The sequence below is a fragment of the Peribacillus sp. NJ11 genome, from assembly GCF_030348405.1.
Lineage (GTDB): Bacteria > Bacillota > Bacilli > Bacillales > DSM-1321 > Peribacillus.
Map to the genome: position 1 here is coordinate 3,845,325 of NZ_JAUCFO010000001.1, position 17,315 is coordinate 3,862,639.

Sequence of the window (17,315 nt, forward strand, 5' to 3'; positions counted from 1 at the left end):
CATTTGAATATCGGCCACAGGAAAAAAAATTTTTTATCGAATTGAACATATTTATTTATTAGTTAGCTCAGAAAAGATGTAAATCAATCTATCTATAATATAGACTGGTTAAATTAATTTGAAATTACACCATATGTCTTAAACTCAGCTAAGGCCCCTATATACTCCCAAGTTACTCCTCCGTCTATAGATTTTCCTGTTGTATGGGTAGGTGCTACAGTTCCTGATGTTCCTGCTACTGTAGCTTTATAGACTTTGTTATTTGAATGAACAAAAGCGTTAATGTTGTATGCTTTATTAGCCGTCCATGGGTTTGCATTGGCATATCCAGCTTTAACACATACCCAACCAAGAAATCCGCCAGCAATCGGGTTAGTGTTTTCTACTTTTTGACCTACAACAAATAACCCTGATGTCGGAATTGCTGAACCACTGGATACATATAGTGGATTATAGATTTCCAAGCTTCCATTTGCTGGGGGAGGGAATCCATTAAAACCTTCATAAGTGGTATACTTAATTGTTGCAGAGTTCGTATAGATGTTAGGATTTGTACTTAAAAATAACCTGAGTTTTGTAATGTCTGAGACTCGTATTTTAGAGTTTTCTATTTTAACCTTTTTGTAATTATTAATATCGAAGTTGGTATCTAAGTTGTAATATTTAATTAAAGTAGTAACGGTAGTTGATTTGTGTATTAACTCGGAGTTAATGATATTTAATTCATAATTTCTAGGAATTATGCCTTCCGGATAACTAGTAATTTTTACATTGTCGCTAATTCCCATTAAATAAGTACTAGCATAGTTTGAAGTAAAGTTTATTTTACAGTTGTTGAAAATTATTTTTCCAGTTATACCTCCAATTGATGTGTTATTGACATATTGACCGCCTGATATTACGTTACTATCTTGAAAAAGGCAATTATTTAATAAAATGCTGTGTGAAAGAGTTGCATCTACGATCTGGCTAGTAACTGAACAATTATAAAACTTCGAATTATGGAATTCAATATCATTAGCTAGATTGTTTGAATTAAAAGAAACGGACTTAAACACATTATCGCTTACATAACTTGTAGAATCTTTTGGTTTCATCACAGATACCCTGTAATGTGAACCATAATTGAAATCTTCAAACGTATTACCCGTACATCTTTTTATATTATCAATCGTTATATTCGAGTATCCAGTATAAGAGGACCCTGTGTAGCTTTTTATGTTATTTCCAATTAACTCTATGTTACCTGATGAAATCAATGAGTCTATATTTATAACATTATTAATAAGTCTAACCCTTGTTTTAACTCCTGTTGCAATAATTGTCATAGCAGACGAGTTGATTGTATTATTAGTGAAAAGAACATTTCTTTCTTGAGTAACTACAGAGTTGGTTATTTGTAACCCACTACTCTCATAAAACACATTACTATCTATAATCATATTAGCGTTATTGTAAACAACAACACCACCAATTTCACTTAATATGTTACCTACAATTCTGCCGTGATAAACACCCATCAGTATTCCATTAAACCCTGAAAATATATGGTTGTTCTCTATTATTACATAGTTACTGTAGCTGTCTTCAAAGTTTATCGCGTACCTGGTTGAATCAGGGAACAGAGGGATGTTCAACCCTGAATCCATACCGTTGTGGAAAATCTTATTATAGGATATATAGGTAAAGTCCGCTCCGCCACTAATGCCGCCTCTATGATTATTGTGTACGGTACATCCAAAAATTTTAACATGATGTGCCTGAGGCTTTGTTATAGAATACGAAATTTGAATGCTAGGAAGACCAGTTTTTTCATTAATAAATTGTAATCTAATATAAGAAGTATCAAGAGGTACTGTAACAATTTGTAGGTAAACTGCTTTCTTTCTAGCTATTACCATATCTTTTGAATTATAAAAGATGTATTCAAATGTTTTGTTTTCAATAAGGGGTATTCTTGTATATCCGCCACTTGTTCTCATTTGCAGTTGTTTATGTTCCCCTTGTATGACCGGAAATTTATTAGTTAGATAAGCTCCTGCGAGAGTTTGAACAACTTTACCTGTAGTATCAACATATCCAGGATAGGCTTTTGTGTCTGATGGATTAAGATTCCATTTACCTGTTTTGGTTGGATAGGACCCTATCGTTATTCCATCTCCCATAAACATAGAGACATCTATATTTTCAATAGTTATGAAATTTGCGCCAGACTCTATTTTTATGCCGTAGGTTTGCTCCATTCCTTTTTCTGAATTAAAACCATTACCCCCGTCAGAAAAGCTCCTATTAGGGATATCACCCACTATTGTTCCGTTTATCACTTGTACATTTGAAACATTATCGATCCGGATTAATTCTCCACTTAACTTCCATGCCGGGGTAGATACTGGAGACTTATCATAGGGATTTTTATTAATGGAGTCATACATCACCTCAAAGATAGATCCGTTTAAATCAAGTGTTTGGTTACTATATAATTTAATTGGAGTGTTTACCATAGCGTATGTTTCAGCTGCGCCACTAAGGTTGGTATAACAGAAACTGTATGCGCCAATAGGAACAACAATTCTTGTTAATCCATTTTCATTTGCAAACTTAAGTGCATTATTAAATCCTAGTATGTTATTGTATGCGATTTGCCATTGTTCTTCTGTGTAGGGAGGTTTTCCAAAAGATCCTTGGGTTATTCCCCACCTTTGCAGCTCAACTGTGTAAATTGCTTGATTGTTGCTAATCATTGAACCTATAACAGACGTCAAATTTGCATCTTGAAACTTCAAAAAATTATCTTCTGACGGTGTTGTTGTGGAAACATCAACGTCTTCCAATCCGGCTAAAGGAACTTCGGCCTTAAAAGATTTGCCATCTAATTTATTGTTTGAGTCGTTACTGGCATTGTGATAAGTCCCAAGTTTGAGACCTTCAAAGATCTTCGGTTCCTTAGAATTTTTAAATTCTGTTATATTTAACAGTTCGTCCAAATTTCCAGTATTGTGTTTCCCAGATAGTATATTAATTAATCCTGATACAGTTAACAATTCATTTGTTGTACCGGTGTTCCCTATTTTGGCTAATAATTTTCTTAAATCAGTATCCTCAAATATTAAAATACTATTTTTATCAATCTTAATATTTTCGCCGTTTGATGTAACATTTGGAGAAGGGTTTTGACTACTAACGATATTAATTAATTTATTTTCTTTTTCTGACGAACCAATGAATAACTCCTTTGTGTCCAAACAGTAGCCAAATTCACCAAGATTTAGCTTTGGTAAATCCTCTTTTAAACCTAACCTGACTTGGATTTTTTTTAACATTTAATTATTCCTCCATAATCAAAAATCGTTAACATCAATTTTTTATTCAACATAACTTCAAACTTAATCAGCTTTGATAAACTCCCATTTAAGTCATCTCGTCTATTTGGGTTTAACCATCTTATTCTAAAAGACATTACAATTAATGAAACTATATGATTATGGTATGCAAAAGAGGGACAAGGTGTAAGGGCAAAAGGTGCTCGGTCATTCAAATTTTCACATTTATATATTAAACATAGTGAAGTGGGGTGAAGGTGAAGCTGGAGAAAAGTTAAAAGAAGATTATATAAAAAAGGAGCACAATAAAAGCGCGTAAAGACCTTGAGAACAGATCTTTACACGCTTATTTTGAGATTTACTTTACAATTAAGCAATCAAAGGCTAAATACTCTTACCCAGCATCCGTCTATATATTAATAATCCAATGTCCCGTTACGGAGGAGGCACTATTTCAAAAACAATCGAGTCCTAAGAACCTAAAATCATTAGGTTCTATTTGTGCTGTAATAATGATTGATCGGGTTTTTTAAAAGAATTAAAGAAATTCCTTCAAAAATATTGTATAGTTAGAATGCAGGGATTCGAACAAACATTCGTTTCTTGGGAGCGAGATTACTTCTTAGAGGGACAGGAGAGAGACAGTGAACGGTACAGCACACATGGCATTAGGGGCATCGGTTGGATTCTTGACGGCTAACACACTTCAAACAGATCCAACCACCACTTTATTCTTGGTTGGGATTGGGGGCGTTTCAGGCCTTATGCCCGATATGGATATTGATGGAAAGTTAAGTAATAGGATTACCTTTTCACATAAGTTTATCCGAACGTTAGCACAAACGATTGGGATTTTAATGATCCTTTATTGTGTTTTGGAAGGTTCTGAAACTGAAAAGTGGATTGGAGTAGGGGCAGGAATCGGAATCATCATTATTTCATCTTTCATTACACAAAGGCATATGCTGACCCTGACTGGGTTAGCTGTATTAGGCGGGGGATTATCTTGGCAGGAAAACTGGTTATGGCTGTTAGGCGTCTATATTATCATAGCATCCTTTACACCGCATAGAAGTTACACCCATTCGATTGCCGGAATCGTCTTCTTTGGCATCATTGCCTTTCAATTCGAAGAATTCATGGGGATTGATGGGATTTTAACTACTTGTGTTTTAGGATACATAAGTCATTTAATTGCAGATATGAAGTTTTTACCTTTTAATAAACGTGGGGTAAAGTTATTTCTTCCATTTTTCTCAAAAGAATTTTGACAGTGGTTTTCTTACCGCTGTTCAGACTATAGACAAATTGGAGAAGTACCAGTTTACCTTCAATGTTTTCTTTTGAAAAAAGTTCCAGTTGATTTCAGAAATTCGCTCCCTTTCCGCCGACTGTCTACCGAGCCTCCTCGCCGCAAGCGCCTGTGGGGTCTCGGCTAGCCAGTTATTCGGCAGGAGTGTCGCAAATTTCTTCAATCTAGAGAGGCTTTCATACGTATAATCAAGTAAAAAACATGAAGGATAATAAAATTTTCATTTAAATCATGGTTCGGGGTGAGAGCATTCCGAAACTCCTTTTGTCGTTAAACTGGACAGTGGTTTTCTTACTACTGTTTTTTCTATGAGGAAAAGTAAAAGTGCTTTGACAATAAGGTGATTGTTGGATGTCTGTTTCGACTTTTTTTTATCTTTTATATGGTCATTCTTCCTATATCTACTAAATGTAACATAATTGTAAAGATCCTGTGATGCGAATGATATGCCTTTTCTAGTATGTTAGGTTTAGCAAATCACATCAGGGGGTAAATAATTTGTTTAAGAAAATTGTCGTCGGATTGTCATTGGCTATTATGCTTGGAACAGTATCTTTTACAGGGGACCAAGTTGAAGCTGCTTCATATCATACTAAAGCGATTAAAGTGGCAAAAAGTGAATTAGGTACAAAATATAAAACGGGTGGCATTTCTACTTCAGGTTTTGATTGCTCCGGCTTAGTGAAATATTCATATCAAAAGGCTGGTAAGAATTTACCTAGGACGGCTGCCGATATATATAAAAAAGGAAAGAAAGTTAAGACTTTACAAAAAGGTGACTTAATGTTTTTTGCTCCAAACAAAGCGAAAAAACCTACACACGTGGCTATTTACATAGGGAACAATGAATTCATACACTCTTCATCATCTAAAGGAGTGTCATACGCCAAAACAAATAATAGTTATTGGAAGCCAAAGTATATTGGCGCCAAACGTATATAATAGAAGAAAATCAACCTAATATAAAATACTAAGAGACTTAATGAAGTCTCTTTTTTTGTTTTAAAAAATAAGAGTTGATGAGACAGATGATTGTTTAACGTAAGTTTTTCCTTGGAAAAAGAGTAAGTGAGTGGTGGTTTATTGGTTATGTGCGTGCTGAAATGGTAATCAATAATAATTGAAAATGGTAGGGGCATAGAATCTTTTTATTTGACTATAAATGGATAGTTTAATATGATTAGCAAACTAATTGGAGGGAATTTATAATTTGTTTCCAAGAAAATTCCCAGACAAAATTATTGAAAGTCAAAGAAGGTCAATGTATAATAAAGTCAGAAAGTCAAAGAAGGTCAAAGATTTTATTGAGTTTAATATTTTTAAAGGAGGAGTGCTACATGCTTTGTGAAAAATGCCATGTAAACCAAGCTAATATTCAAGTTCATCTAAATATGAATGGTCAGGAGCATGATGTGAAACTGTGCTCCACTTGTTATAAAGAAGAGCGAAATAAACTGGGTGCAGCAATGGGGGGAATGGATTCAGGGAAATTCCCGTATAACGGATCCCTAAACTCATTCAATCCATTTAATTATAATGAAGTTCCTAAACCGGATTCAGTCGAACAAGGCGAGGGCGGAGGATTACTTGAAGAGTATGGTCGTAATCTGACCGATGTAGCTAAAGCAGGACTTATTGATCCGGTAATCGGAAGAGATGAAGAAATCAAACGTGTCATAGAAGTCCTTAATAGACGCAATAAAAATAATCCAGTTTTAATTGGTGAACCTGGAGTCGGTAAAACAGCCATAGCTGAAGGTCTGGCTTTAGCCATTGCTGAGGGTTCAGTGCCTGGTAAATTACGTAATAAGCTGGTATATATGCTTGATGTCGCGTCCCTTGTTTCGAATACTGGAATTAGAGGTCAATTCGAAGAACGAATGAAGCAATTGATCAGTGAATTACAGGAAAGAAAAAATGTCATTTTATTCATCGATGAAATTCATCAACTGGTTGGGGCGGGTTCAGCCGAAGGATCAATGGATGCAGGAAATATCTTGAAACCAGCACTTGCACGTGGTGAACTTCAGCTTGTCGGAGCCACCACTTTATCCGAATATAGGAAAATTGAAAAAGATGGTGCCCTTGAAAGACGCTTCCAGCCTGTACAGGTTAATGAGCCGACAACAGCTGAGGCATTGGTCATCTTACAAGGTTTAAAAGATAGTTATGAATCCTATCATGGAGTCACATATAGTGAAGAAGCGCTAAAAGCGGCTGTTGAACTCTCGAACCGTTACATTCAAGATCGTTTCTTGCCGGACAAGGCAATAGACTTGATGGATGAAGCGGGTTCCAAATTGAACTTGACCATAGAAGACGGCCAGGTAGAAAATATGAAAGAGCGCTTGGCGCAAATCTATAAAGAAAAAGAAATGGCCTTAAAAGAAGAAGCCTACGAAAAGGCTGCCGTCCTTCGTGATGAAGAAGAAAGACTGGAAAAATCTTTGCAGGCTGGAGAAAATGCTATTAAGCCAACCGTTTCCGTTGAGGACATTCAAAAAATCATCGAACAAAAGACTGGTATACCTGTAGGCAAGCTGCAAGAAGATGAACAGGAAAGAATGGTTCATCTTCAAGACGAACTTTTGAAAAAAGTCATCGGGCAGGAAGAGGCTGTCAAAAAGGTTTCTAAAGCCGTCCGAAGGAGTCGTGCCGGATTAAAATCCAAAAACCGTCCAACCGGTTCTTTCCTTTTTGTAGGTCCAACAGGTGTCGGTAAAACCGAATTGGCGAAAACTCTTGCTGAGGAATTGTTCGGGGACAAGGAAGCGATGATTCGTCTTGACATGAGTGAATTCATGGAGAAACATAGTGTTTCTAAATTAATCGGTTCTCCGCCTGGATACGTAGGCCATGAGGAAGCGGGGCAATTGACTGAAAAAGTTCGCCGCAAACCTTACAGTATTATCTTATTGGATGAAATAGAAAAAGCTCATCCAGATGTAATGCATATGTTCCTGCAAATCATGGAAGATGGCCGGTTAACGGACAGTCAAGGCCGGACCGTAGCTTTTAAAGATACCGTGATCATCATGACGAGTAACGCTGGAGTCGGAGAAAAACAGAAAGTAATGGGATTCGGTACAAGTACTGCTGTAGAAGAGGCTTCAATCCTCCAATCATTGGGCAATTTCTTCAAACCGGAATTCTTGAACAGATTCGATAGCATCATTGAATTTTCGGCATTGAAGAAAGAAGATCTTCTGCAAATCGTTGATATCATGATTGAAGAGCTTGACGAAACACTTGCTGCAAATGGTTTAACTTTAAGTGTAACTTCTGAAGCAAAACAAAAACTGATTGAACTCGGGTATCATCCAACTTTCGGGGCGAGACCGCTCCGCCGGGTACTTCAAGAACAACTCGAAGACGGGATCACTGACTTTATCTTTGAGCAACCTGACGTTAAGAACTTCACTGCAATAGTTGAAGATACTTCTGTGAAAATTATTAAAACACCATAAAGAGTACTAGAAATGCCTCCAAGACCGTAAAACTGTTATGGAGGCATTTTTTTCTTTTTTAGGATTCACTTTTCATTATGGGCATTCAAAAGGAAAAAAAAGGTCCAGTCAGTAACGTGAATGACTATGTTGCATTTGGTTATTTAAACTAAATAGATTTCTGAATTTTCAACATAATCCGATGTTTTGAAGGGTAATATCTGTGGAATCATAGCATAGGGGAAGATTCACCCTTGATTATAAATATAAATAAATCCTGTTATAAAATGGGAATTTCAATGGAGGAATGACCTATTAAAGATTCACTTTCTTATTTTGAAGAGGAAAATACAAATAATCGCAAACCGGAGGATAAAGAAATGGAAAACCGGGCCGAATCCCTGCCAATTCCAAGTATTAATCCAGTAAATCCGGCAGAATTGGATGCACAGTATTTCTATGAAGGAAAAGATTTAGGGAATTCCTACCTTAAAGATAAAACGGCATTCAGGTTATGGGCACCTCTTGCATCTGAAGCTAAGCTAGTTACTTATAAACGTTGGGAGGATTCAGATGGAATGGAGGTTCAGATGGATCGTTCGGAAAAGGGAACCTGGACCATTGAACTGGCCGGTGATCAGGATGGGTTGATTTATACATACAAAGTGAAAATTGGAGAAATTTGGAGTGAAGCCGTGGATCCCTATGTTCGTGCAGTTACGGTAAATGGAAATAAAGGGGTCGTGGTAGATTTAACGGACACGAACCCTGAAAAGTGGACACGGGATAAACCACCTCTCGATAAGGCTGAGGACATAATCATTTATGAATTGCATACACGGGATTTGTCGATTCATCCTGAAAGTGGAATCCATCATAAAGGTAAATTCTTAGGAGTAATTGAAACGGGAATAAAAGGTCCAGAAGGAGCGAAAACGGGTCTTGATCATATTAAGGATCTGGGTGTAACCCATGTGCAGTTTATTCCAATATTCGATTTTGCTACAGTCAATGAAATGAAATTGAATGAACCACAATATAACTGGGGCTATGATCCACAGAATTATAACGCTCCCGAAGGCTCTTATTCGACTGATCCGTATCAACCAAAAGTCAGGATTCGGGAGTTAAAGGAAATGATTCAAGGGTTACATGATCACGGTTTACGAGTAATCATGGATGTTGTATACAATCACGTTTATTCAGTGGAAGATTCAAACTTCCATAAACTCGTTCCCACCTACTTTTTTCGCTATAACGGCGACGGTACCTTATCTAATGGAACTGGTGTAGGAAATGATACCGCATCTGAAAATAAAATGATGCGAAAATTCATTGTTGAATCCGTAACCTATTGGGCGAAGGAATTTAACCTTGATGGTTTCCGTTTCGATTTAATGGGGATCCATGATGTGGAAACGATGAATGAAGTGAAAAAAACTCTGGCAGAAATTGATCCGACCCTCATTGTTTTGGGCGAAGGATGGGATATGGATACCCCCTTGGCCCAAGAGCTGAAAGCAAATCAAAAGAACGCTTTTAAAATGCCTGGAATCGCTCATTTTAATGATGCAATCCGAGATGGTTTAAAAGGATTTGTAATGAATGAACACGATAAAGGTTTTGTGAATGGCAAACCAGGTATGGAAGATATCATAAAAAAAGGAATCGCTGGTGGCTTGAAATATGGTGATCATATCGCCACATACCAAAAACCAGATCAAGTGATCAATTATGTTGAAGCACATGATAATTATACTTTATGGGATAAGCTTCTCATCACTAATCCAGATGCGACAGAACAAGAACGAAAACAGATGCATAAACTAGCTTCCGCAATTGTCCTGTTATCACAGGGAATACCAATGATACATGCTGGACAAGAATTCATGCGAACAAAGGATGGGGATGAAAATAGCTATCAATCTTCTGATTGGATTAACCGCTTGGATTGGAAAAGGAGAGCGGAGTTAGATCACGAAGTGGAATATATGAAAGGGCTGATTTCGCTCAGGAAAAATCATTCTGTTTTTAGATTAAGCACACCAGAAGAAATTGAGGAGCATTTACAATTCATTGATGCTACACCAAATGCGGTTGCATTCACCCTTACAACTAAGGATTCACAAATTGCAGTGATTCATAATGCAAATTGGGAGGCGATAAACATTACACTTCCCCATGAAGGAGATTGGTCCGTTTTAGTGGATGGTCAGCGGGCAGGCCTGGAAGAAATAGCAAGAATCAATGGTAGTCAGATAACCGTTCCCCCTTTAAGTCCGCTTGTATTGAAAATGAGCTTGTAATACATGAACTAAATTCGAAGTGAGCAACTATGTCTCACTTCGACTTTAGTTCATTATCTGTTGAAATTTATTGGACAAATGAAATCTTCCATAATTTACTCCCGGACGTTTGGTGAAAAATTTGTCGGGGTAGAAAATAATAACGATTGAAATTTATCGTTTATTTTGAGGGGAGCGATTTTTTTGCCAGAGAAAGTACATATAAAAATCAATGGTGCTGAAGCCACCCTGGAAGGTAATCAAACAATTTTACAAACGCTGATGGATAGCTCCATTGAAGTCCCGAATGTTTGTTACCATCCCAGCCTAGGTCCTATCGAAACATGTGATACATGTCTAGTGAGCGTAAATGGAGAACTTGTAAGGTCGTGTTCTACCAAAATCGATGATGGGGATGTAATTGATACAGTTGGACCAGATGTAAAAGAAGCACAGGTCATGGCAATGGACAAGATATTGTATAACCATGAGCTTTATTGTACGGTTTGCGATTATAATAATGGCACTTGTGAAATACACAATACCGTTAAGGAAATGAAGGTAAATCATCAAAGTGTACCTTTTGATCAAAAACCGTATGAAGTGGATGGGTCGAATCCATTCTATCGATATGATCCGGACCAATGCATCCTTTGCGGCCGTTGTGTTGAAGCTTGTCAAGATGTACAGGTCACAGAAACATTGACTATAGATTGGGAAGCAAAACGTCCACGTGTCATTTGGGATAATAATGTTCCAATCAATGAATCTTCATGTGTTTCATGTGGTCATTGTTCCACAGTTTGCCCGTGTAATGCGATGATGGAAAAAGGAATGGAAGGTGAAGCCGGATTTTTAACCGGTATTGCTAAACAAACCCTTCGACCTATGATAGAAATCACTAAAAATGTTGAAACGGGTTATGGTTCGATTTTAGCAATTTCAGATATGGAATCCGCCATGAGGGATGCAAGGATCAAAAAGACGAAAACGGTTTGTACATACTGCGGTGTAGGATGCAGCTTTGACGTCTGGACCAAAGACCGTAAAATCCTTAAGGTTGAACCGCAAGTTGAGGCACCTGCAAATGGAATTTCGACTTGTGTGAAAGGGAAATTCGGATGGGACTTCGTAAATAGTGAAGAAAGGCTTACAAAACCTTTAATTAGAGAAGGGGATGCATTCAGAGAAGCTGAATGGGAAGAAGCCCTTGAAATGATTTCCCGTAAATTCACCGAAATAAAAGATGATCACGGTCCAGATTCGATGGCTTTCATAACGTCATCCAAATGCACCAATGAAGAGTCCTATTTAATGCAAAAGCTGGCAAGGGGAATCATTGGCACCAATAATGTGGATAACTGCTCCCGGTATTGTCAGACACCGGCTACTTTGGGACTGTTCAGAACGGTTGGATATGGCGGAGATACAGGGGGCATAAAGGATATCGAAAAGTCCGAACTTGTATTGATCATAGGCTCCAATACATCCGAATCACATCCAGTTTTGGCTACGAGAATCAAACGTTCCCATAAACTAGGTAAACAGAAGCTGATAGTGGCGGACATCAGAAAGCATGAAATGGCCGAACGTTCCGACCTCTTCATCCAACCTGCTCCGGGATCGGATATCATATGGCTGTCGGCCGTGACTAAATATATCGTCGACCAAGGTTGGCCAGATAAAAACTTCATTAAAAACCGTGTAAATGGGATGGCGGAATACATCAAGACTTTAGAACCTTACACAATGGAATATGCGGAAAAAGTAACAGGAGTAGCTAAAGAAGATTTAATTACGCTTGCAGAAGCCATTCATGAAGCGGGGAGCGTTGCAACGCTTTGGGCCATGGGCGTTACGCAGCATGGCGGAGGAAGCGATACGAGTACTGCAATTTCCAATCTAATGCTCATAACAGGCAACTACGGTAAACCTGGAACAGGTACTTATCCTTTACGCGGACATAATAATGTACAAGGAGCCAGTGACTTTGGCAGTATGCCGGATCGCATGCCAGGTTATGAAAAAGTAACGGATAAAAAGGTCCGCACGAAATATGAAAACGTCTGGGGTGCCAAATTACCAGAAAACCCTGGCCTTAATAACCATGAAATGGTCGAAGGGATTCATGCAGGTACCCTCAGATCAATATACTTAAAAGGTGAAGATATGGGTCTGGTCGATTCGAATATCAATCATGTCCATGAAGCATTTGAAAAACTGGACTTCTTTGTGGTCCAAGATATCTTCTTATCAAGAACCGCTGAATTCGCGGATGTCGTCCTTCCAGCAAGCCCAAGCTTTGAAAAAGAAGGTACTTTCACGAATACCGAGCGCCGTATTCAACGTCTTTATCAAGTCTTTGAACCATTAGGTGAATCTAAGCCTGATTGGCAAATCATCATGAACGTGGCTAATTCGTTAGGAGCAGGCTGGAATTATGAGCATCCAAGTGAAATCATGGACGAAGCAGCTAAACTATCACCATTATATGCTGGAGTAAGTTACGAACGGTTGGAAGGTTATAAAAGTCTTCAATGGCCCGTAGCACCAGATGGCACAGATACGCCGATTTTATTCACGGAGGATTTTCCATTCCCCGATGGAAAAGCAAGATTATTTCCAGTCGAATGGACCAAACCGATTGACTTTGGGGAGGAGTTTGATATCCATGTGAATAACGGCCGGTTATTGGAACATTTCCATGAAGGGAACATGACCTATAAATCAAACGGCATCACATCCAAAACGCCGAATGTATTCCTTGAGGTGTCTCGGGAATTAGCGAAAGAAAGGGGACTGGAGAATGGCACTCTTGTTCGGCTTTCTTCCCCATATGGTAATGCAAAAGTGCAATGCCTGATTACAGATCGTGTAAAAGGTAAAGAGGTTTATCTGCCGATGAACGATTCAGGTGACGGAGCAATCAACCAATTGACAAGCAGCCATTCAGATAAAGATACTGATACCCCTGCTTATAAAGAAGTTCAGGCGAAAATGGAAGTTCTTAGGATTAAAGGAGACAACCCATTACCAAGCATCAACCATCGTAATGGTAATCCACAACCGCAGATAGGTGTACAAGTACAAAAAAAATGGGCCCGCAAAGATTATATTTTCCCTGGTGACCTCTTGAAAATCAAAAAGGAGGAGAGGAACCGTGGCTAAAGCAACGAAAGTGATCAACCGAATCACCATTAGCGATGAAGAAAGAAGAAAAATTGAACTCGAGGATATCGAGCGTACCCTTTTGGAAAATAAAGAAGTGATTAAAGAAACGTTTGAAGTCATGAAAGGTATGCAGGATCGTGGGATTTTATCAATGGTTAACAGTTTGTTGAAGGAAGGGGACAAAGTGCTGAACATTCTTGTCAAGACAGCAGACACCCCCGAAACCGCAAATACCCTAAAAAATCTCCTTCTCATACTTGGTACGTTAGGTACACTGAATGTTCAACAGCTTGAACCACTTATCCTCAAAGTCAATTCAGGGATTGCCCGTGTAGCCGAGTCTGATAGAACGCCAGAAAAGCCAAGTTATTTAGCCTTGCTGCGATCCTTGAATGACCAAGAAGTCAAACAAGCTATGACTTACCTGATGACCTTCCTTAAAGGAATGGGAGAAGATACAAGCGATTTAGAAAGAACCACCCAATTACCAGAGGAACAGCAATTGCATAAAGCAAATGAAACTGCGGATATAGAACAGCCGACCTCCAGAAAATCATACGGATCAAGCATCCCCAGTAAAGGCGGAAGCGAAAAAAAACGAAACACCAGCTGGTTATGGTTTGCAGCAGGAGTTTCGCTCGTAACCATTCCGCTTACTTTATCGAAAAGTAAGAAGTAAAAAAAACTTGTTATTTTCATATTCGGAAATTTAGTGCGGCCACCCTGCAAAGAAGGTTAGACCGTGAACTAATTGATCATCTAGATAAAAATGATTTTTTCCTCCAAATATATTAAGCTGTTGATTTTCCCCTTTAAGGAAATCAACGGCTTTTTTTCAATGGGTGAGGTGATGAAAATAACAGTGATTTTTAAATCACAATATAACACCAACATATATTCTTAAAGGAGATATGCTAGGGCCAGAGGCTAATATCAATATTTTTCTCATTAACCTTTTATTACATATATTTAAATTAGATACAAATAATAAAATCAATCATTAGTGAAACGGACAAATACACATACACTTAATCAAAAGGGGGCGGGGAAGTGCGAATAGGACGTTCTCTTAAAAGGTCTAAAGAAAAACCTACAACTAATCATATACAAGTAAATACCTTATCCGACGAGGTGAATGAAAATGTAGTGAGATTGATGAACGAGCTCGGACACAGTTCTGATTTGTCTGTTCGAATGATTGAATCTCCGCACCATAAATCGTTACAAGCAGCTGTAATCCACCTTGACGGATTGGCTGATGATAACATCATTAACGAGAACATAGTGGATCCATTAATACAGTCGTTTAATGAAAATAATCAAAAATTGATAGGGATAGAAGAACAAGCAAGCCATATTTTAACAGTATCTCAATTGACCATTAAAGAAAGTTGGCAAGAATTCGTGTCAGCGGTTTTGACAGGAGATACGGCAGTATTGCTGAATGGCAGTACAAAAGCATTCATCGCCAGTACGAAAAAACAGCCGTCACGGGCAATAACTGAACCGACAAGCCAAACGGTCATTAGAGGACCAAAAGATAGTTTTACAGAGAATTTAAGAACCAATACGTCATTAATTCGTACTAGGATTCAAAATCCTGATGTACGCTTAGAAAGCTTGAAAGTCGGAAGCGTCACTCAAACGGATATTGGAATCATGTACATTCAGGGAATCGCGGATGAGAGTATTGTGAAGGAGGTCAAAGAACGAGTAAAGGGAATTGATATTGATGGGGTTCTTGAATCGAATTACATTGAGGAATTGATACGAGATGATGGTACGACCATTTTCCCCCTTCTTTTGAATACGGAACGACCTGATGCGGTTGTTGGCAATTTATTGGAAGGTCGAATCGCCATCATTATTCAAGGTACACCTTTTGTACTAATCGTCCCGACGGTTTTTTCTCAATTTTTTCAATCTCCTGAGGACTATTATCAAAATCAATATGTCAGTTCCTTTTTAAGGTTGTTAAGATTCGGGGCCTTTTTTCTCTCGATGTATGCATCCTCTATTTATTTGGCACTTATTACTCATCACCAGGGTCTTATTCCTACAACTTTAATCGTCAGTCTAATGGCCCAAAAGGAAATTGTTCCTTTTCCAGCAATTGTCGAAATACTGGTGATGGAAATGGCCTTTGAGATTTTGCGTGAGGCAGGAATTCGGATGCCAAGAGCGATCGGGCCGGCTGTATCAATTGTAGGAGCACTCATTTTAGGACAGGCAGCTGTTGAAGCGGGATTTGTGGGAGCGGCAGTGGTTATTATTGTAGCCATTTCTGCAATCAGCAGTTTTACACTACCGAATACCAGTCTAGTTAATGTGACTCGTGGAATTCGATTTATGTTGCTATTTATTTCAGCATTCATAGGCTTATATGGTATATTGCTTTTCACTTTATGTACCTGGCTTCATATGAGCAGCCTGAGGTCTTTTGGTGTACCATATTTTGCACCATTTGCTCCATTTCGTTTCAAGGAGCAAAAAGATGGTTTTTTTCGATTCCCACTACCATCACTATTGAAAAAACCATCGAGAAAATAAAACTCGGCTAGAAACAATTGGAGATGAAAAATGAAAATAAATAGTTCAATTTTATGGATAGCAGCCATTTGCTTATTGATTTCTGGGTGTTCAAATTATCGAGAACTAAACGAGCTTGGGGTCATTATAGGGATAGGAATCGATAATAACGACGATCCAAAAAATCCCTATAAAGTAACCTATCAAGTCATTAATCCAAGCGGGCTAGCTCAAACCAGCACTTCCGGAGGTAAAGGTCTTGCCGTCATCAACTATACCGTAACGGCAAAAACGATACTTGAGGCTTATGCAAAGGCATCAGCCATTATTCCTAGAGAAAACAATAATTCACACCTTTCGCTCATTATTATCGGTGAAGAGTTAGCACGAAATGGTCTTGATTTATTATTTGATGCTGTCGATAGAGGCAAAAATCAAAGGGTAAGTGTCCCGATCTTTATTGCTCGCGGGAGGACTGCTGAGTATTTGCTTGGTGTAATAGAACCACTTGAGATCACTCCAGGTAAAAATATCATTAGCACTACTAAAAGTGAGCAAAACGAATATGGATCTTCTAGTGAAGTTTTATTATATGAAACCATTTCAGCACTTATGAGTGAAGGGAAGGATGTAGCACTTCCTGGAATCAGAATAAGGAATGATTCAAAAGAGGCAAAACAAATAAGCAATTTTGAGACGACTGCCCCAACTTATATAGAGGCGAAAGGATTAGCTCTATTTAGAAAAGGAAAAATGGTGAGATGGCTTGATGGAGAAACGGCCAGAGGTGTTCAGTTTGTCACATCGGAACTAAAAAGGACAGAAGTTGTGATACCTTGTAGTGAGAATGAAAGTGCCACGATCACGGTAATCAGAGTAAAAAGCAAAATGAAAACAAAAATCAATCATGAAAAACCAGTGATTCATACTAATTTGAATGTAATGGGAGAAATGATGCAAACATCATGTGACCTGGATATGAGCGATCCGAAGTTGTTAAAAGATTTCGAAAGAAAAATGGAAAATGAGCTAAAAAAGCAAATTACAAGGACGATTAGCATCGCTCAAAAAGAAAAGTCGGACATTTTCGGTTTTGGAGATTCTTTATCAAGAACAAATCCGGATTATTGGCGTAAGCATAAAAAAAATTGGGATAACTTATTTTCAGATGCGGAGATATCTATGAAGATTAACGTTGACATTATTAATTCTGGAATGCGAATGGAACCTTATAAGCCGAAATAAAAAATGA

The 17,315-nt window shown here is 38.1% G+C and carries 7 protein-coding genes and 2 pseudogenes; 8 read left to right on the plus strand and 1 reads right to left on the minus strand.

Going from position 1 to position 17,315, the window contains the following annotated elements; translation table 11 throughout:
- Positions 1-113: 113 nt before the first annotated feature.
- Positions 114-3,320 carry a hypothetical protein gene (locus QUF86_RS19005; protein WP_289335218.1) on the minus strand — a complete coding sequence of 1,069 codons (3,207 nt, stop codon included), beginning with the start codon at positions 3,318-3,320 and terminating at the stop codon, positions 114-116.
- 644 nt (positions 3,321-3,964) lie between these two features.
- On the opposite strand from QUF86_RS19005, the gene QUF86_RS19010 reads away from it, so the two are divergent.
- From QUF86_RS19010 to QUF86_RS19045, 8 genes and pseudogenes are all read left to right on the plus strand, one after another.
- Entirely contained in the window at positions 3,965-4,591 is a 627-nt protein-coding gene (locus QUF86_RS19010; protein WP_289335219.1) for a metal-dependent hydrolase, read from the plus strand.
- Between the two features lie 539 nt (positions 4,592-5,130).
- Entirely contained in the window at positions 5,131-5,574 is a 444-nt protein-coding gene (locus QUF86_RS19015; RefSeq protein ID WP_289335220.1) for a C40 family peptidase, read from the plus strand.
- Between the two features lie 395 nt (positions 5,575-5,969).
- A complete protein-coding gene (locus tag QUF86_RS19020; RefSeq protein ID WP_289335221.1) occupies positions 5,970-8,099 on the plus strand; it encodes an ATP-dependent Clp protease ATP-binding subunit in 2,130 nt (709 codons plus the stop codon).
- A gap of 404 nt (positions 8,100-8,503) precedes the next feature.
- Positions 8,504-10,384: pseudogene (gene pulA / locus QUF86_RS19025) on the plus strand (type I pullulanase); the annotation flags it as partial.
- A gap of 183 nt (positions 10,385-10,567) precedes the next feature.
- Positions 10,568-13,531, plus strand: coding sequence for a formate dehydrogenase subunit alpha (gene fdhF / locus QUF86_RS19030; RefSeq protein WP_289335222.1), 2,964 nt, complete (start codon positions 10,568-10,570; stop codon positions 13,529-13,531).
- Positions 13,524-14,045 (plus strand): annotated as a pseudogene (locus tag QUF86_RS19035) (helical membrane plugin domain-containing protein); the annotation flags it as partial. The gene fdhF and the pseudogene QUF86_RS19035, both read left to right, overlap by 8 nt.
- A gap of 539 nt (positions 14,046-14,584) precedes the next feature.
- Complete coding sequence (locus QUF86_RS19040) at positions 14,585-16,084, plus strand: spore germination protein (protein ID WP_289335223.1); 1,500 nt, start codon at positions 14,585-14,587, stop codon at positions 16,082-16,084.
- Between the two features lie 30 nt (positions 16,085-16,114).
- A complete protein-coding gene (locus QUF86_RS19045) occupies positions 16,115-17,308 on the plus strand; it encodes a Ger(x)C family spore germination protein (RefSeq protein WP_289335224.1) in 1,194 nt (397 codons plus the stop codon).
- Positions 17,309-17,315: the final 7 nt, after the last annotated feature.